This is a genomic window from Mycobacterium sp. URHD0025 (assembly GCF_000426065.1).
GTDB lineage: Bacteria > Actinomycetota > Actinomycetes > Mycobacteriales > Mycobacteriaceae > Mycobacterium.
The window spans coordinates 316683-335048 of the sequence record NZ_AUEQ01000010.1; the positions used below are offsets into that span (position 1 = coordinate 316683).

Consider the following 18366-nt stretch of genomic DNA (forward strand, 5'->3'; position numbering starts at 1 on the left):
GAATCCCGACATTACGCGCCTCGCCACGTGAGGGCCATTCCGTTGCCAGACAGCCAGTGATCGAGCTCATAGCCGCAGCTCGCCAGGCCCTCGATCGCGGTCGCCGCGGTTTGCACCGCCTGCTCGCCGACCTCTGGACTGAGCAGGCCGTGCCGCACGGCGGTGAGCAGCTCGTCGACATCGCACAGTTCGACGCCGCGACCGCTGCGGATCACCAGATCCAGGTAATGGTCCTCGGAATGCCAGGCGGTCGGTCCGGCGGTGTAGTGGCCGATGTCGAGGTAGAAGTCCTGGTCGCGCTCGTGGCCGGGGTTGAAATGGAACACGCTGGCTCGCAGCCCGAGAGAGGGGAGCAGCCACGATTCGAGGTAGTGGAATTGGGCCCGGCCGGGCGTCGGCCGGGCCATGTACAGGCCCCAGGGTTCGACGGTGTAGACGTCAACCGCCCGCACGATGCCTTTTGGGTCGGTGTTCGTGCGGGCGACCAGGTCGAATGTCTCGTGTTTGGGCGGGTGGATGGGGCAAGCGTAACGCGGGGAGGGGGCCGCGGAAACAGCACCGACCGGAAGTTGTCGGTGCACAGTTCTACGCTGGTGAGCATGGCCTTCGCGACCGAACATCCCGTGCTCGCGCATTCGGAGTACCGACCAGCTGCCGACGCCGTCGACGGTCTGGTCCGGACCGGTGCCCGGTTCGAGGTGGTCAGTGAGTACGACCCTGCCGGGGACCAGCCGGCGGCCATCGACGAACTGGAGCGCCGGATCAAGGCGGGCGAGCGCGATGTCGTGCTGCTCGGCGCCACCGGCACCGGCAAGTCGGCCACCACCGCGTGGCTGATCGAGCGGCTGCAGCGGCCCACCCTGGTGATGGCGCCGAACAAGACGCTGGCCGCCCAGCTCGCCAATGAGTTGCGGGAGATGTTGCCGCACAACGCTGTCGAGTACTTCGTCTCGTACTACGACTACTACCAGCCCGAGGCGTACATCGCCCAGACCGACACCTACATCGAGAAGGACAGCTCGATCAACGACGACGTCGAGCGGTTGCGGCACTCGGCGACCTCGAGCCTGCTGTCCCGTCGCGATGTGGTCGTGGTGGCCTCGGTGTCGTGCATCTACGGCCTGGGCACCCCGCAGTCTTACCTCGACCGCTCTGTGGAGCTGGAGGTCGGTTCGGAGGTGCCACGCGACGGGCTGCTGCGGCTGTTGGTGGACGTTCAGTACAACCGCAACGACATGGCGTTCACCCGCGGCACGTTCCGGGTGCGCGGTGACACCGTCGAGATCATCCCGTCCTACGAGGAGCTCGCCGTGCGCATCGAGTTCTTCGGCGACGAGGTGGAGGCGCTGTACTACCTGCACCCACTGACCGGCGACATCGTCCGGCAGGTCGACTCGCTGCGGATCTTCCCGGCCACCCACTACGTGGCCGGACCGGAACGGATGGCCCATGCGATCTCCACCATCGAGGCCGAGCTGGAGGCTCGGCTGGCCGAGCTGGAGGGGCAGGGCAAGCTGCTGGAGGCCCAGCGGCTGCGGATGCGCACCAACTATGACGTCGAGATGATGAAGCAGGTCGGGTTCTGCTCGGGCATCGAGAACTACTCGCGCCACATCGACGGCCGGCCCGCCGGGTCGGCACCCGCGACCCTGCTGGATTACTTTCCCGAGGACTTCCTGCTCGTCATCGACGAATCCCACGTCACTGTGCCCCAGATCGGGGGCATGTACGAGGGGGACATGTCGCGCAAGCGCAACCTGGTGGATTTCGGTTTCCGGCTGCCTTCGGCGGTCGACAACCGGCCCCTGACGTGGGAGGAATTCGCCGACCGGATCGGGCAGACGGTCTATTTGTCGGCGACCCCGGGCGCCTACGAGATCAGCCAGGCCGGCGGCGAGTTCGTCGAACAGGTGATCCGCCCGACCGGCCTGGTCGACCCGAAGGTGGTGGTGAAGCCGACGAAGGGCCAGATCGACGACCTGATCGGGGAGATCCGCACCCGCACGGAGCGCGACGAACGCGTGTTGGTGACGACGCTGACCAAGAAGATGGCCGAGGACCTCACCGACTACCTGCTGGAGCTCGGCATCAAGGTCCGGTATCTGCATTCAGAGGTCGACACGCTGCGACGCGTCGAGTTGCTGCGGCAGTTGCGGCTCGGCGAGTACGACGTGTTGGTCGGCATCAATCTGCTCCGTGAGGGCCTCGACCTTCCGGAGGTGTCGCTGGTGGCGATTCTCGATGCCGACAAGGAGGGCTTCCTGCGCTCGACGCGCAGCCTGATCCAGACCATCGGTCGCGCGGCGCGCAACGTGTCCGGCGAAGTGCACATGTACGCCGACAAGATCACCGACTCGATGCGGGAGGCGATCGACGAGACCGAGCGTCGCCGCGCCAAGCAGGTCGCCTACAACGAGGCCAAGGGCATCGACCCACAGCCGCTGCGCAAGAAGATCGCCGACATCCTCGACCAGGTGTACCGCGAGGCTGACGATACCGAGTCGGTCGAGATCGGAGGCTCGGGGCGCAACGCCTCGCGTGGCCGGCGCGCCCAGGGCGAGCCGGGACGTTCGGTCAGTGCCGGGATCGTGGAGGGCCGGGACACCTCCAACATGCCGCGTGCCGAATTGGCTGATCTGATCAAGGATCTGACCGAGCAGATGATGACGGCTGCCCGGGATCTGCAGTTCGAGTTGGCGGCACGGATCCGCGACGAGATCCAGGACCTGAAGAAGGAACTCCGGGGAATGGACGCGGCCGGACTGAAGTAGCCGAAGTTGGCCTCAACTGTGGTTCAGCTTCTAGCGTCATCGGTGTGACCTCTACCGTGACGCCCACCGGCGGGACCTGGCGGCAACTACTGGGCGGCCGGCATCTGGGTGCGTCCACCGTGTTGGCCGGCGGCGTGCTTCTGTACGCCACCAACGAATTTCTGACGGTCAGCCTGTTGCCCAGCGCGGTGGCCGACATCGGTGGTCACCGGTTCTACGCGTGGGTGACGACGGTGTATCTGGTCGCTTCGGTGGTTGCGGCCACCACCGTTCACTCGACACTGATGCGGCTGGGGCCGCGGCGGGCATACCTTTCGGGACTCACCGTATTCGCTGCCGGAAGCTTGGGGTGTGCGTTGGCTCCGAGCATGGAGGTGTTGCTGGCCGGCCGGACCGTGCAGGGCTTTGCCGGCGGGCTGCTGGCCGGTCTGGGCTATGCGGTGATCAACACCGCGCTGCCGAATACGTTGTGGACCAAGGCTTCTGCGCTTGTTTCGGCGATGTGGGGCGTCGGCACGATCATCGGCCCCGCGGCGGGTGGGCTGTTCGCGCAATTCGGCCACTGGCGGTGGGCCTTCGGTGTGCTGGTGGTGCTGACGGCCGCGATGGCCGCGCTGGTGCCGGTCGCACTGCCGAACCGCACCGGCGCAGTATCGGAGCGGGCTCCCGGCATTCCGGTTCCGTCCCTCGCACTGCTGGGTGCGGCAGCCATGGCGGTGAGTGTGGCTGGTATTCCGCACGATTGGCGGGCCACCGCCGCACTGCTCGGAGTCGGGGTGGCGTTGGTGGCTGGTTTCGTGTTCGTCGACCGTCGGGCCCGCGCGGCGGTCTTGCCGCCCAGCACGTTCGGCCCGGGTCCGCTCAAATGGATCTACCTGAGCCTCGGGGTGCTGATGGCCGCCACCATGGTCGACATGTATGTGCCGCTGTTCGGCCAACGGTTGGCACACCTGACACCGGTGATGGCCGGGTTCTTCGCCGCGGTGTTGTCTGTCGGCTGGACTGCGGGGGAGATCGTCAGCGCGTCGCTGCAGAACCGGCGGACGATCAGGCGGACCGTCGCAGTTGCGCCCATCGTCATGGCTGTCGGATTGGCGGGCGGCGCGCTGTTGATCCGGGACGGGATGGCGCCGTGGGCAGTCGTTGCGTGGGCCGCGTCGCTCGTGGTCACCGGGACCGGCATCGGCATCGCGTGGCCACATCTGTCCGCCTGGGCCATGGGCAGTGTGGACGATCCGGGTGAAGGTCCCGCCGCGGCGGCGGCGATCAACACCGTGCAACTGATCTGCGGGGCGTTCGGTGCGGGGCTGGCCGGTGTCGTCGTGAACCTCCGCGATACCGGGGATGCGGCCGCTGCGCGTTGGCTGTTCGCCGGATTCGCGGTGCTGGCGGTGGTCGGCACGGTGGCCTCCTTCCGGTCCGGCCGCGGTGCTCAGTACCTGGCCCACTAGCACCGCGAGCCGCCCGCGATGAGTTTCTCCGGCCGTACGAGTCTCACTCGTATAGGACCGATTCAAGGAGATTCGATGCCGCTGACACTCAATGCCTACCCAGACGTCGTCACTCGGGACGAGTGGCTCGAGGCGCGCAAGAAGCTACTGGCCGCCGAGCGTGAGGTGACGCACCTGCGCGATGCGGTCAACGCCCAACGGCGCCGGCTACCGATGGTGAAGGTGGAGAAGGACTACACGTTCGAAGGGCCGGATGGCGAAGTGAGACTCGTCGACCTGTTCGAGGGACGCAGCCAGCTCTACATCCACCACTTCATGTGGATCGATGCGATCGACCAGGGTTGTCCCAGCTGCACCGCTGCGGCCGATCTCACCTTCACCGCACAGGACCGAGAACTGTTGCACGGCAAGGGCGTTACGTTCGCCTGTATCTCCCGTGCGCCCTACGCCAGCATCGCGGCGTACCGCGACGCGCATGGTTGGACGTTTCCGTGGTACTCGTCACGCGATGGCGATTTCACCTACGACTTCCACGTGACGCTCGATCCGGCTCGGGCGCCGATCGAATACAACTACCAGTCCGTCGACGAGCTCCACGATGCCGGTTTCGCCGACGAAGACCTCCGCGGCGACTGGCCGGGTGCCAGTGTCTTCCTGCGCCGGGGCGACGAGGTCTTCCACACCTACTCGGCCTTCGCCCGCGGCCTGGACCACACCGCCGTGGGCTACCCGTTCCTCGATCTCACCCCGTATGGGCGGCAAGAACCGTGGGAGGACTCGCCGGCCGGGTGGCCGCAGGGTGGGGCAGTGGTCGGCAGGCCGGTAGGGGATGCCGACGATTAGTGATCATTGCGATCGAAACTATCGACCCGCGTCTAAGTGCCTGGCACAGTAATCAATCGACGCGGGTGTGGCTGAGTGGCTAGGCACCGGCCTGCAAAGCCGTTTACACGGGTTCGAATCCCGTCACTCGCTCGGGCGTCGGAGCCCCCTGTGGAGATTCTGCAGGGGGCTCCGTCATGTGGCTGAACTGACCGTCACCAACCATGGCCGATCTTGGTGCCTGACCTCGGGTGCCAGCCGGTCGCACCGCTGGGATCGTGCTCACCGTTCCCCAGGTACTTGTACCAGTACAAGTCGCCGTTGGGCTCGACGGCGTACAACGCGACGCCGAAGCCGCCCTGATCGTCGGGCCCACCGACGATGCGGGTGAACCGGTCCCAGCCGCGGCCGATGATGTTGCGCGAGTTGGCGTGCCATCCGGTGCCTCCGCTCGGATCGTTGGTGCCGTCACCGGTATAGCGGTACCAGCGCAGGTCGCCGTTCTGCTCGACGCCCAACAGCACGCTGGAGGCCGCGGTCAGAATCTTGAAGTTGTGCCAGCCGTTCCCGATGGTGTTGCCGGAGTTGGCGGCCCAGCCGGTATTGCCCGACCGGTCTTCTTTTCCGTCGCCGACATACCGGTACCACCGCAGGTTGCCATTGGGCTCTACGCCGTAAAGCGTGCTCGCCGGGTCATTGGACGTGCGGCCTGCCTTCGGTGTGCACACCAGGCTGACGAACCCCTGCCAGCCGTTACCGATTACGTTCTGTGAGTTGGCATCCCACCCGCGCGATCCGGCGCGGTCCTCGATGCCGTCGCCGGCCGTGTATCGATACCAGCGCAGATCGCCGTCGGGTTCGACCCCGAACAATATCCCGTCGCCACCACCGCAGAAGAACTTGAACCCGGCCCAACCATTACCGATCGTGTTGCGTGAGTTGGCAGCCCAATCGGTCGGGTTCTCGCCGTTCCGACCGGCACCGTCGTAGCGATACCAGCGCAGGTCTCCGTTGGCTTCAACGCCATAGAGTTCACCGACCCTGGGTAGCCCGCTATCGACGGGCACGGTTCCCGCGCCTCCACACGTCAGATGTTTGAAAGTCATGGTGCACTCCTCAGCGTCTCGACAGGACAATCGACCTCAGCGTGCGCCGGCCTCGCCGGACGCCGTAGCGTAGTGCGCTACCTGTGTTACCGGTCGATGCCCGTCACACGGACCCCGTCGCAAACAGCTGGACACCGCATCGAATAATGCAGCGGTGCCCATGCTGCCCCTTGCCGACGTCCTGTCCACGCTCGAACTCGTGGAGTCGGGTGACGGCATTTTCGTCGCCGAGCAGCGGGACAACGCCAGCCATCACATCGTGGGCGGGCACATCGCTGCCCAGGCGCTCATGGCGGCCAGCCGCACCGTCGACGGCAGATTGCCCCACAGCCTGCACGTTTATCTGCTGCGGGCCGGCGACGCCCGGTATCCGGTGCACATGGAGGTGACCAAGCTGCGCGACGGCGGATCGCTGTCCACCCGCCGGGTGATCGGCCGTCAGGGCGACGAGGTGTTGCTGGAAGCGCTCGTCTCGTTCAGCGTCCCGATGGACGCCGCGGACTACCAGCAACCCAGACCCGCGGTGCCCGACCCCGAGACCCTGCCGCCGGTCGAAGAACAGTTGCAGGCGTTCGCCGATGAGGCCGGCGGATACTGGGTGAACCCGCAGTGGATCGAGCGCCGATACATCGACCCGCCTCCTCGGCTGGCGATCGACCTGCCGGAGCCGCCGGAGCGCACCCGGATGTGGTGGCGCCCCGCCGAACCCGTCACCGATGATCCGATCGTCAACAGCTGTCTGCTGACCTACTTCTCGGGCACCGCGTTGCTGGACGCCACGGTGACGATGCGGCGTGCCACCCAGGTCACGGTCTTCTCGGCGTTGATCGACCTCGCCATCTGGTTCCACCGCCCGGCCGATCTGACGGATTGGGTTCTGTCCGACCAGGTTTCACCCAGTGGCATCAACGGGCGCGGCCTGGCCAGCGCCACCGTCTACAACCGGTCAGGTCAACTCGCCTGCTCGGCGACCCAGGAGGTGTACTTCGGCCGCGCGCGCCGCGATTGACTCACCGGGTCGACTTGACCACCTGAGCGAAGTTGAACTGCCAGCGTTCGACGATGTGGAAGCCCATGCTTTCGGGTACCTGATAGGCCGGAGCACGGTCCAACCGCGGCCCCGGCTGAAGCTTTGGTCCGCTCTGTCGGCTCGGCACCGAAGGGTCGCGTTCCGACACCGTCCACAACACCGTGCAGCGGCGCACCTGGTCGGCGACGCCCCAGATCCCGAGGTGTTGGTCCCACAACCGATTCCGCTGCGCCGCCGGGGTGCCGCGACCGGGATCGACAAGGTCGGCGTACGCGGCCGGACGGGCGGCGGTGATGGGCCGGATGGGGCCCGGCTTCCACGAGGTGGTGTTGTCGAAGATCACGCAGTCGCCAGGGGACGAGTGGGCCGAGATGACGTCCGCCACCTGGCTGAAGTCCATGCCTTCCTTGGCGTACGGGCCGCGTTGCACCGTGATGTAGTTCGGTGTCGCGGCCAAGGCGAACACCGCCAATGCCGTGGTGATCCATTCCCGGCTGCGGGCCACCGCGACCACGCTGACTGCCAGCAGCAGTGCCATCGCCGGTGCGGTGAAACAGAGGTAGCGCGGATAGTAAAGCGGTTGGGAAACGGCCGAATACACCAAAAGTACCGCGGTCGGTGCGAGCACCCACACCGCGGCGACGACGACGAGCCGCCGGGTGCCGGCATCGGTCGGCCGTAGCCGACTCACCAGCAGAGGTGCGCTCAGCACGGCTGCGGCCAGTAGCGCGAAGGCCACGCTGTGGTCGAAATACTGCTCCATGACGACTTCGCCGACCGTATGTAGGCCCAGTGGTGAGATCCAGCCGACCTGGAAGCTCTGCGAACGGCACCACGAGATGAAGGGAACCACGATCAGGACGGCGGCCGCGGTGACCACAGCCCAGCCGGCTCTGCCGCGACGGCGGTCGCAGAGCATCATGACGGCCACGGCATGTGGGATCACCATGAGCACCACGAAGATGTTCAGCACGGTCGAAATCACCAGTAGCGCACCGTATGACACCCACAGCGCGGTGCGATCGCGCCGGATCACGGAGATGAGCAGAACAGTCAGCCACACCGCTGCCAGCGTCGACCACGAATAGGAACGGGCCTCGATGCCGGCCCAGGTGATCCTGGGCAGCATCGCGAAAATGACTCCCGCACAGACCGATACCGTCCGACTGCCGAACTGCCGGCCGAGAATGACCACTCCGCCCGCCGCGCCCCCGACCGCAAGACAGCTGGAGAACCGGGACCAGAATTCTGTTGCGGGGAAAACAGCGAACCAGCCGTGCATGCCGAGGTAGTACAGGCCGTGCACGGCGTCGATGTGGCCGATCAGGTCCCAGAGCTGGGAAACCGATCGGGTTGCCGCCGATATGGTGGCGGCCTCGTCGAACCACAGTGAGGGCCGGGCAGCCCCTGCTGCGCTCAGCACGATGGCGAACGCGGCCACCGCCAGGGCGTCGAATCGGCTGTCTCGATCGAGGCGCCGGTCCGCGCCGTCGGCGCGCTCATTCAGCGATAGATCCACGTCAGCGACCGTGTCACCCCCTCAACCGATGCCAAAGATTAACCTGAGGCACCCGACTCGCTCTCTCCGACAGTGTTATTGCCCAGCTACTGCCCGCTGTGTCGATCGGCGCACCGGTAGATGAGCTGGATCACTACAGTGGTGAATCGTCCTGGCGGCAACCCCGATTCGATCCGCGTCGACTACGTCACGGTCGGCACCGATTTTGTGGTTCCGAGGGTTAACATCAGGGCCGAATCGCCGTTCCGGGACCGAAAAATGGGTTCAGTGGTCGGCTGTCCAAGTGGGTGTCGTGATTCGCCCCCCTGGTCAGCGGACGACGGGTTACTGTCTCGGGTGGCGTTGCAACTGACAGTGGGAGGGTATTGATGAGCGCGTATCGAACCGTGGTGGTCGGCACGGACGGATCTGATTCGTCATTGCGTGCAGTCGACCGCGCCGGTCAGATTGCCGCCGGCTCGAATGCCAAGCTGATCGTGGCGACCGCCTACTTCCCCCAGAGCGAAGATCAGCGTGCCGCTGATGTGCTCAAGGACGAGGGCTACAAGATGGCAGGCAATGCGCCGATCTACGCCATCCTCCGCGAGGCGACCGACCGTGCGAAGGCTGCCGGCGCCACCGAGATCGAAGAGCGGCCGGTTGTCGGCGCTCCGGTCGATGCGCTCGTGGAGCTGGCCGAGGATGTCAACGCGGATCTTCTGGTGGTCGGCAACGTGGGCCTGAGCACCATTGCCGGACGCCTGCTGGGCTCGGTGCCCGCGAACGTGGCACGCCGGTCCAAGACCGACGTGCTCATCGTCCACACCAGCTGAGCCGAACAGGCTGACCGACTACCAACCGCGCTCGCGCCACTCTCCGAGATGGGGACGTTCGGCGCCGAGCGTGGTGTCATCGCCGTGGCCGGGGTAGACGACGGTGCGATCGTCGTAGACGTCGAACACCTTGGCGCTCACATCACCCAGTAGCCGTTCGAAATCACCGGGTTGCCAGGTTTTGCCCACACCACCCGGGAACAGGCAGTCGCCGGTGAACAGGTGGGTCACCCCGTCCGGGGACTTGAGCGCCAGCGCGACCGATCCCTCGGTGTGACCCTGCAGGTGGATCACGTCGAAGGTGAGCTCACCGATCCGCACGGTGTCCCCGTCGGCAAGGATCCGGTCCGGGGCGACGGGCAAAGGTCCGGCGTCGAGTTCGTGGGCGGCCGTGGGTGCCCCGGTGACCTTTGCCACAGACTCCAGTGCCTGCCAATGGTCGAAGTGCTGGTGGCTGGTGACGATCAGCGACAGCTCGGGCGTCTGCTGGGCGATCAGGTCCAGCAGTACCTCGGCGTCGTTGGCGGCGTCGATGAGCAGGGTTTCACCGGTGGATGTGCAGGTCACCAGGTAGGCGTTGTTGTCCATGGGGCCGACCGACACCTTGATGATCGAGGCATTCGGCAGGGTGCGCCGGGCGGCGGTCCCCGGCTCCTGGTGACCTGTGTACGTATCGTCCACCGCGATGTGAGGGCTGGTCATAGCGCCACCGTATCGGGCTTGTCGGTGGCCGCACATAGCATGGGCGTGAAGTCTGTCGTGGGAAAGGAAACGCGTGGCTGACCGCCTTATTGTCAAGGGTGCCCGCGAGCACAATCTGCGAGGAGTCGATCTCGATCTGCCGCGCGATGCGCTGATCGTGTTCACCGGCCTGTCCGGGTCCGGCAAGTCCTCGCTTGCCTTCGACACCATTTTCGCCGAGGGCCAGCGCCGCTACGTCGAGTCGCTGTCGGCCTACGCCCGCCAGTTCCTGGGGCAGATGGACAAGCCCGACGTCGACTTCATCGAGGGCCTGTCGCCGGCGGTCTCGATCGACCAGAAGTCGACCAACCGCAACCCGCGGTCGACCGTGGGCACCATCACCGAGGTGTACGACTACCTGCGCCTGCTGTACGCCCGCGCGGGCACCCCGCACTGCCCGGTGTGTGGAGAGCGCATCGCCCGGCAGACCCCGCAGCAGATCGTCGACCAGGTGTTGGCCATGGACGAGGGCCTGCGGTTCCAGGTGCTGGCCCCGGTGGTCCGCACCCGCAAGGGCGAGTTCGTCGACCTGTTCGAGAAGCTCAACACCCAGGGCTACAGCCGGGTGCGGGTGGACGGCGTGGTGCACCCGCTGACCGACCCGCCCAAGCTCAAGAAGCAGGAAAAGCACGATATCGAGGTGGTGGTCGACCGGCTGACGGTCAAGGCCAGCTCCAAGCAGCGGCTCACCGATTCGGTGGAGACGGCGCTGAACCTCGCCGACGGCATCGTGGTGCTCGAGTTCGTCGACCGTGAGGACGATCATCCGCACCGGGAACAACGTTTCTCCGAGAAGCTCGCCTGCCCCAACGGCCATCCGCTGGCCGTGGATGATCTTGAACCACGGTCGTTCTCGTTCAACTCGCCCTATGGCGCCTGCCCGGAGTGCACGGGCCTGGGGATCCGCAAAGAGGTCGACCCCGAACTGGTCGTGCCCGACCCGGAGCTGACGCTGGCAGGCGGGGCGATCGCGCCGTGGGCCATCGGCCAGAGCGCCGAGTACTTCACCCGGATGCTGTCCGGGCTGGGGGACCAACTCGGTTTCGACATCGACACCCCGTGGAAGAAGCTGCCGGCCAAGGCGCGCAAGGCGATCCTGGAAGGCTCCGATCACCAGGTCCACGTCCGCTACAAGAACCGTTACGGCCGTACGCGGTCCTACTACGCCGATTTCGAGGGCGTGATGGCGTTCCTTCAGCGCCGCATGGAGCAGACCGACTCGGAGCAGATGAAGGAACGCTACGAGGGCTTCATGCGCGACATCCCGTGCCCGGAATGCAACGGCACGCGCCTCAAGCCCGAGATCCTCGCGGTGACCATGGCCGCGGGGGAGTTCGGCGCCAAGTCCATCGCCCAGGTGGCCGAGCTGTCCATCGCGGACTGCGCCGAATTCCTCAACGCACTGACGCTCGGGCATCGCGAGCAGGCCATCGCCGGTCAGGTGCTGAAGGAGATCCAGTCGCGGCTCGGGTTCCTGCTCGACGTCGGTCTGGACTACCTGTCGCTCTCGCGCGCCGCCGCCACGCTGTCCGGTGGTGAGGCGCAACGTATCCGGCTTGCCACGCAGATCGGTTCCGGCCTTGTCGGTGTGCTGTATGTGCTCGACGAGCCGTCCATCGGCTTGCATCAGCGCGACAACCGCAGGCTGATCGACACACTCGTGCGGTTGCGCGACCTGGGCAACACGCTGATCGTCGTCGAGCACGATCTGGACACCATCGCGCACGCCGACTGGGTGGTCGACATCGGCCCGGCGGCCGGTGAGCACGGCGGCCGGATCGTGCACAGCGGCACCTACCAGGATCTGCTGACCAACCCCGAATCCATCACCGGCGCTTACCTTTCCGGTAAGGAGAGCATCGAGGTCCCGGCCATCAGGCGGCCCACCGACAAACGTCGTCAGGTCACCGTCGTCGGGGCCCGGGAGAACAACCTCAGAGAGATCGATGTCGCGTTCCCGCTCGGGGTGCTCACCTCGGTCACCGGGGTGTCCGGCTCGGGCAAGTCGACCTTGGTCAACGACATCCTGGCCTCGGTGATGGCCAACAAGCTCAACGGTGCTCGGCAGGTGCCCGGCAGGCACACCCGCGTCAACGGGCTCGACCAACTGGACAAGCTGGTCCGCGTCGACCAGTCGCCGATCGGCCGCACGCCGCGGTCCAACCCGGCCACCTACACCGGGGTGTTCGACAAGATCCGGTCGCTGTTCGCCGCCACCACCGAGGCCAAGGTCCGCGGCTACCAGCCCGGCCGGTTCTCGTTCAACGTCAAGGGCGGCCGGTGTGAGGCCTGCTCGGGTGACGGCACCATCAAGATCGAGATGAACTTCCTGCCCGACGTCTATGTGCCGTGCGAGGTGTGCCAGGGTGCCCGGTACAACCGGGAAACCCTCGAGGTGCACTACAAGGGCAAGACCATCGCCGAGGTGCTGGATCTGTCCATCGAGGAGGCCGCCGAGTTCTTCGAGCCGATCAGCTCGATCCACCGCTACCTCAAGACCCTCGTCGACGTCGGTCTCGGTTATGTGCGGTTGGGGCAGCCGGCGCCGACCCTGTCCGGTGGCGAGGCGCAGCGCGTCAAGCTGGCCGCCGAACTGCAGAAGCGCTCCACCGGGCGCACCGTCTACATTCTCGACGAGCCGACCACGGGCCTGCACTTCGAGGACATCCGCAAGTTGCTCAAGGTGATCAACGGCCTTGTGGACAAAGGCAATACGGTGATCGTCATCGAGCACAACCTCGATGTGATCAAGACCTCGGACTGGATCGTGGACATGGGGCCCGAAGGCGGGGCCGGTGGCGGCACGGTCGTCGCGCAGGGCACACCGGAGGATGTCGCCGCCAATCCCGACAGCTACACCGGCCAGTTCCTCGCCGAGCTCATCGACGTGCCCACACCGAAACCCAAGCGGCGCAAGGTGAGTGCTTAGGTCCCATCCTTCACTGTCAGCGCTTGGACAGCGGCGAAGGGAACCGGGGGTTGGCGCGGGCGCCGGCCAGCCATTCGGTCAGCGCGTCGGCGCGCTGCTGCAATGCGCGAGTGCCGTCGCGCCCGATCTCTTCCAGCAGATGCACCCGGACGCGGCCGTCGGCGTCCTGACCCCAGCCACCCACGATCCGGCCGTTCCACCAGGCCGTGGGCCCGCCGTTGCCGTTGGTGTCGAACACCTGGGAACGATGATCGCCGAGATACCAGTCGCGGTCGAACCACCCCATCGTCGTGACGTCCAGGCCCGGGAGCAGGGCCGCCCAGGGCTCGGCGTCCGGCTCGATGTCGAGATCGTCGGGCAGTACATAACCCACGGCGCCGGGAGCGCCTTCCAAATCCACTTCGACGGCGCCGGTATCCCGCAAGGCGTGGCGGGCCCAGGTCAGGGTGTTGCCGAACCACCACTTGATGTCGGCGACGGTGGCCGGGCCGAACGTCCGTAGCCAGGTCCGCACGAGCTCGGTGCGCGCATGGTCCGGGTCGGCGGTCGGCACCGGCGCCCCGAGCCAGTCGGACGTGACCGTCCAGCGCGGCCGTGAGTTGTTCCAGCCACTGTCGTTGGGGCCGCGCACGATCTCACCCCGCACGCCGAGCACCGTCAAAACTCTTGGGGAAAGCGGTGTTTCGCCACCCCAGCGCTTTCCGGGCGCCGGATTGTGACTCCCGGCGAGTTCGGGTAGAGCGCTGCGCAATTGGGCCGCAGGCGTAGGTCCGTGTTCGCGTAGGTGGGCCAGTACCGCCTGGCACGCCGTGTCCAGCCATTGGGCGCCGTCGGCGGCCACACCGGCCTTCTCCACATCGCCGATGAGCTTGCGCTGCTCGTTGCCGGCCACCCGGTCACTCGCGCCGGCCTGCACCAGCGGGAGGTCATCGGCGCGCACGATCCACAGTGTGCGCCGCATCGCGAGGTGTTTGAGCACGGTGCGCCGCTGGTAAAGCTCCTTGTCCAGATCGTCGATGGTGAAGCCGGGCAGGCGGGCGAACAGGGACAGGTAGGGGGTCGAGGGGTCAGTCGCATGCAGGCCGACGAAGGCGTGCGCCGTGTCGTCGATGGAGGATGCCGGTCGGCACAAGAAATGGCGTCGGGCCAGCCGGGCCCGGCGCTCGGCGGGTGTGAACGATCGCACGGGTCAGGCGTCGTCCTGCTTGTCCATGGACTCACGGATCTGCCGCAAGCGTTCGGCCGCCGCCTTCTGGCGCTTCTCGTACTGCTCCTCGATGGAGCGGCCCTCAGGTGTCTCGGCGTCCAGTTCGGACGCTCCGAGCGCGGTGCCGTAGCGGGTCTCGATCTTCTCGCGGACCGCGTCGAAGGTCGGCACCCCGGCTGAGGTGTAGCCCGGGTCGGCCGGCCCGGAAATCGGTCCCGGGACGGGCCCCGGCGAAGAACCCGTGTCCGGAGCCGCGGGAACCACCTCGCCCTCGATGGTGGCGGGCTCCTCGGCTGCTGCGGATTCTTCGGATCGGTCCGGCTGCGATGGGTCCGTCATGCACCTCACGTTACCTGCGGGAACCGACGTTTCTTGGGATCGGTAGCGCATCGGCCCGCCAAGACTTCAGGACACGACGGAGCCATCGGGGCAACGCGAAACGAAGGGGAACATCCAATGACCATCAATCGAGTTATCGCAGGCGCCATGGGACTGCTCGCGACCGGCGCGGTGCTGGTCGGCTGCTCGAACGACAAGCCGGCCGACAAGCCCGCGGACAAGCCGGCCGCGGCCGAGACCAAGGTCAGCTCCGGGGCCAACACCCAGGTGAAGGTCGATGGGTCTGACCTGGCGGGCCTCGACCTGAATTCGGTCACCTGTGTGAAGCAGGGCGGCAAGATCAACGTGGCCAGCGCCGCGATCGGTGGTCAACAGGGCCTGGGTGTGGTGATGACCGACGAGGCGACTCCGAAGGTCGAATCCCTGGGTCTGGTGTACGACGGAAGCGCACTGGCCGTGAGTGAGGGCATGGGCGTCAAGGTCGGCTCTGCCGAGGTCAAGGTCGACGGCGACACCTACACCATCACCGGTGAGGCGTCGGGCGCCGACATGAAGAACCCGATGGCCGGGATGATCAACAAGCCGTTCACCATCACGGTGTCGTGCAGCTGATCTCCCGACATGGCGGGTGTGCCCGGCAGACCATTTGCCGGGTGCACCCGCCGCTTTCGTTATGGTGCACGGGTGACCATCGTCGGCGATCTCGACCGCGCCCGTCAGCTGGCGCTGGCTGCCGACGAGGTTGCCGCCCGCGATCTGCTGGTGTCGCTCCTGCCCCTGATCGAGCAGGCCGACCGTGACGACTACGCGCTCGAGGTGTTCGCCCAACTCGGTGAGATCTATCTGGTACGCACCGCGTATGAGGGTGTGGTGGAGAGTATTTCCCGTATCCGCGATTGTCTGGCGATCTACGACTCGATCCGATCGGGACAACGGCCCGACCTCGCCGCACAGGCCACCATGTCCGATTTCGAGATCGATCACATGGTCTGCCGCTACACACGCCGGGTCGAGTTCCTCGAAGTCGGACTGGCTGCCGCTCGGGGCGATCACGACGGCGCCGCAGCACATCTGGAGACCCTGACCGAAGTTGCCGGGGACTTCGACGATTTGCGGACCGAACATCGCAACCTGATCTGCCACACCAAGATTCTGATTGCGAGCAGCCTGTGCGACGACGACCTCTATGCCGCATCGGTGCCGGTGTGGGCCGAGGTGCTCGACGTCCTCGAGAACCGCGCTGCGCCCAACACCGAGGATGCCGAGACCGATCACCTCTTCGTCACCGGAGCGCTCGGCTACGGTCGGTTCTGCATCGAGTCCGGTCGCCTCGACGAGGCCGAACCATGGTTACGCCGGGCCGGTGCCCGGGCACAGGCCCGTGATTGGGGACTGGCCACCGCCCGCGCCCAGCTCGAGCGGGGGGCCGCGGCCTGGTCGGCCGGTCAGTACTCCGAAACCCAGGACCTGGTGACCGAGGCCTACCCGGTGATCGCCGAGCATGCCCGCGCCCATGACGTATCCCGGAGCTGGCTGTACTTCGGACTGATCCGGGTGGGCCTGGGGAGGTTGCGGGAGGCCGACGAATGCTGGGAGCACGCCGAGCGGCATTGGCGCGAAATTGAGCGACCCTTGCATATTCACCGAATTCTGTTGCAACGGAGTTGGATAGCTCTGTTCCGCGGCGCCTTCGATGAGGCAATCGCGATGGTGGACGAGGCCAGGGACCTGCTGGATGCCTCGCCGCGACGCAGTTGGTTGCAGTACGCCCGGCTGGATGCGCACCTCGGCAACATCTGGCGCGCCGACGCACTCGTCGAGATGGGTTTCGACGGCGTCGGGGAACCGGGTCAGGACTGGAGCCAGGTCGAAGCCCGACATGCGGCGGGAGTCGGTGTGGTCGATTGTGCGCCGGGCACACCGGAGTACCGCCGGGCGATGGTCAAGCTGGACCGGGCCGCCGACCTGAAGGTCCCGGCCGCATTGGCAGTCGACTCGGTGCGCTACACGATCACCGACGCGGGGGCCAGGGCCCGGTGGGCCAACAGCGTTGCGGCTCCCTTGATGGCGGGAGCGTTCGCGGTGGCCTGGGAATCGGACAATACCGAGCTGACGTGTGAGCTGATCGAATACCACAGCGCACGAGGAACGTTCAGCACAGATCGAGCGGATGAGCCGAGTACGGCCGCCGAATGGACCGAAACCGCCACGGCGGCCGTACCGGTCGAGGCCGAGCTCGCACCGCAACTCGCCGTCGCGGCCGCTGCGGCCCCAGTCGGTGGTCAAGGCGCACTGACCAGGCTCGGCCCACTGCCTCCGCTGAGGATCGACCCCAGTTCGGGTCCGATATTGAGCCACTACCGAGAGCTGGCACAGCAACGGTACGGCCGGGACGTCACCGCGCCGGGCGCGGAATGGACGACGTGGCCGTGACGCAAACTCTGGTGATGCGGTTCGCCGACGTCGGCATCGCGACCTACGTCAGCCTACGAGTGGTCGGCGCGCCGGAACGGTCGGTCACCTGGGTGATAGAGGAACCGCACATGCAGGCGGTGGAGGCCGCCCTCAACCCGGCGCTGCCCGATCCGATGGACACCGAAACACCGGCTCAGGCAATCGAACGGGCAGTCACCACAGGCGCATTCGCCACCCCGGACACCGAACTCGAATTGGCCCGGCTACTCGGCTCGCACCTGATCGGGATCGACGGCTGGCAGCTGCTGGCCGATTGCGTCGCCGACATCCGGCCGGTGCTGTTCGTGACGCCGAGCCCGCGGCTGGGCCGCGTGCCGTGGGGGCAGGTGGCGATGCCCGGCGCCGACGGCTTCCGATTGATGGAGTTGGCCGACGTGCTGATGTCCGCGCCGCCCAACATCGTTCACGCCCCGCGCAGCCCGGCCCGCTGGCAGGACCGCGCAGATCGCCCACCGGTATTGGTGCTCGACCCCCGGATCCCCGGGCAGCGGCCGGATTCGGCTCTCGGCTCGGTGCTGGGCCGCCCCTCGCCGCAGACGCCGCTGTCGGAGCACTTCGGTGACCTGGTGACCGATCACGCCGTCCTGCCGCAGGTCGACGAGGCCGTCGAGCTGTTCCGTCGTACCGACACCGACCGGCGCTGGTTGGCCGATGCCTGTGCACAGGACCCGAGCCGGCTGCTCTACGTAGGGCATGCCAGTGCCGCCGACGATGCCGCCGGGTACGCCGATCGTGCGGCCCTGCACCTGGCCGAAGACCGGCCGCTCAGCGCGGGGGAGATGATCGCGGCGCAGCTTCCGATCCCGCCGCGAGTCGCGCTGCTGGCGTGCGCATCTGGCGGTGACTACCGGTTCGACGAAGCGGCCGGATTGGTCGCGGCGATGATTCTGGGCGGCGCTCAGGCGGTGACGGCGACCTTGTGGTCGCTGCCGACGACTGCCGGATTCCGCCAGTTCAGCCCGGCGGGCGCGGGTGCGGGCCAAGCAGATCCCATGGCGGACACCATCATCGGCGTCGATCTGGCGCATCGCGCCGCCGATGCGGGGCTGGCGGTGAACCGCTGGCAGCGGGCCACGATGCGCCGATGGCGGGAAGGCGACCGGACCGCCACCCCGCTGCATTGGGCGGCGCTGGCCACCTTCACCGTTGACGGCGCCCGCTGAG

Annotated in this window: 15 protein-coding genes and 1 tRNA gene; 10 read left to right on the plus strand and 6 right to left on the minus strand. The window is 66.7% G+C overall.

The features are described 5' to 3' along the window. Positions 1 to 11: 11 nt before the first annotated feature. Positions 12 to 518, minus strand: a complete 507-nt coding sequence (locus tag H977_RS0116670) for a ribonuclease FAU-1 family protein (RefSeq protein ID WP_196808262.1) — start codon at positions 516 to 518, stop codon at positions 12 to 14. An 81-nt stretch (positions 519 to 599) separates the two neighbouring features. Between H977_RS0116670 and uvrB the strand changes: the two genes are divergently transcribed. The 4 genes from uvrB (at position 600) to H977_RS0116690 (ending at position 5197) form a co-directional block, all read left to right on the plus strand. After that, positions 600 to 2771, plus strand: coding sequence for an excinuclease ABC subunit UvrB (uvrB, locus tag H977_RS0116675; RefSeq protein ID WP_029108914.1), 2172 nt, complete (start codon positions 600 to 602; stop codon positions 2769 to 2771). A gap of 44 nt (positions 2772 to 2815) precedes the next feature. Beyond that, a complete protein-coding gene (locus H977_RS0116680) occupies positions 2816 to 4222 on the plus strand; it encodes an MFS transporter (RefSeq protein ID WP_029108915.1) in 1407 nt (468 codons plus the stop codon). Between the two features lie 75 nt (positions 4223 to 4297). Next, entirely contained in the window at positions 4298 to 5065 is a 768-nt protein-coding gene (locus H977_RS0116685) for a DUF899 domain-containing protein (RefSeq protein ID WP_029108916.1), read from the plus strand. Positions 5066 to 5126: 61 nt separating this feature from the next. Further along, positions 5127 to 5197 (plus strand) — tRNA-Cys (locus tag H977_RS0116690). 62 nt (positions 5198 to 5259) lie between these two features. Here the strand turns inward: H977_RS0116690 and H977_RS0116695 are convergent. Next, positions 5260 to 6150: a tachylectin-related carbohydrate-binding protein gene (locus tag H977_RS0116695; protein WP_029108917.1), complete on the minus strand. Its 891-nt coding sequence runs from the start codon at positions 6148 to 6150 to the stop codon at positions 5260 to 5262. Positions 6151 to 6310: 160 nt separating this feature from the next. On the opposite strand from H977_RS0116695, the gene H977_RS0116700 reads away from it, so the two are divergent. Continuing rightward, positions 6311 to 7159 (plus strand): acyl-CoA thioesterase, encoded by an 849-nt coding sequence (locus tag H977_RS0116700; protein ID WP_029108918.1) that lies wholly within the window; start codon positions 6311 to 6313, stop codon positions 7157 to 7159. 1 nt (position 7160) lies between these two features. Here the strand turns inward: H977_RS0116700 and H977_RS0116705 are convergent, their stop codons facing one another. Next, on the minus strand, positions 7161 to 8699 hold the full coding sequence (locus H977_RS0116705) for a glycosyltransferase family 39 protein (RefSeq protein WP_029108919.1): 1539 nt from the start codon (positions 8697 to 8699) through the stop codon (positions 7161 to 7163). Between the two features lie 368 nt (positions 8700 to 9067). On the opposite strand from H977_RS0116705, the gene H977_RS0116710 reads away from it, so the two are divergent. After that, positions 9068 to 9511: a universal stress protein gene (locus H977_RS0116710; protein WP_029108920.1), complete on the plus strand. Its 444-nt coding sequence runs from the start codon at positions 9068 to 9070 to the stop codon at positions 9509 to 9511. Positions 9512 to 9529: 18 nt separating this feature from the next. Here the strand turns inward: H977_RS0116710 and H977_RS0116715 are convergent, their stop codons facing one another. Further along, on the minus strand, positions 9530 to 10213 hold the full coding sequence (locus H977_RS0116715; RefSeq protein ID WP_029108921.1) for an MBL fold metallo-hydrolase: 684 nt from the start codon (positions 10211 to 10213) through the stop codon (positions 9530 to 9532). Between the two features lie 73 nt (positions 10214 to 10286). Here H977_RS0116715 and uvrA point away from each other — a divergent pair, with 73 nt between their 5' ends. After that, positions 10287 to 13181, plus strand: coding sequence for an excinuclease ABC subunit UvrA (uvrA, locus tag H977_RS0116720; RefSeq protein WP_029108922.1), 2895 nt, complete (start codon positions 10287 to 10289; stop codon positions 13179 to 13181). Positions 13182 to 13197: 16 nt separating this feature from the next. Here uvrA and H977_RS0116725 read toward each other — a convergent pair whose 3' ends face one another. Both H977_RS0116725 and H977_RS36250 read right to left on the minus strand, forming a co-directional pair. After that, positions 13198 to 14367, minus strand: a complete 1170-nt coding sequence (locus H977_RS0116725) for a winged helix DNA-binding domain-containing protein (RefSeq protein WP_029108923.1) — start codon at positions 14365 to 14367, stop codon at positions 13198 to 13200. 3 nt (positions 14368 to 14370) lie between these two features. Beyond that, complete coding sequence (locus tag H977_RS36250; RefSeq protein WP_029108924.1) at positions 14371 to 14598, minus strand: PspA/IM30 family protein; 228 nt, start codon at positions 14596 to 14598, stop codon at positions 14371 to 14373. A 252-nt stretch (positions 14599 to 14850) separates the two neighbouring features. Here H977_RS36250 and H977_RS0116735 point away from each other — a divergent pair, with 252 nt between their 5' ends. From H977_RS0116735 to H977_RS0116745, 3 genes are all read left to right on the plus strand, one after another. Continuing rightward, complete coding sequence (locus tag H977_RS0116735; protein WP_029108925.1) at positions 14851 to 15339, plus strand: lipoprotein LpqH; 489 nt, start codon at positions 14851 to 14853, stop codon at positions 15337 to 15339. Positions 15340 to 15411: 72 nt separating this feature from the next. Continuing rightward, on the plus strand, positions 15412 to 17160 hold the full coding sequence (locus H977_RS0116740; protein WP_029108926.1) for an ATP-binding protein: 1749 nt from the start codon (positions 15412 to 15414) through the stop codon (positions 17158 to 17160). After that, positions 17142 to 18365, plus strand: a complete 1224-nt coding sequence (locus tag H977_RS0116745; protein WP_036476201.1) for a CHAT domain-containing protein — start codon at positions 17142 to 17144, stop codon at positions 18363 to 18365. Before H977_RS0116740 ends, H977_RS0116745 begins: the two co-directional genes overlap by 19 nt. The last annotated feature ends 1 nt before the right edge of the window (position 18366 follow it).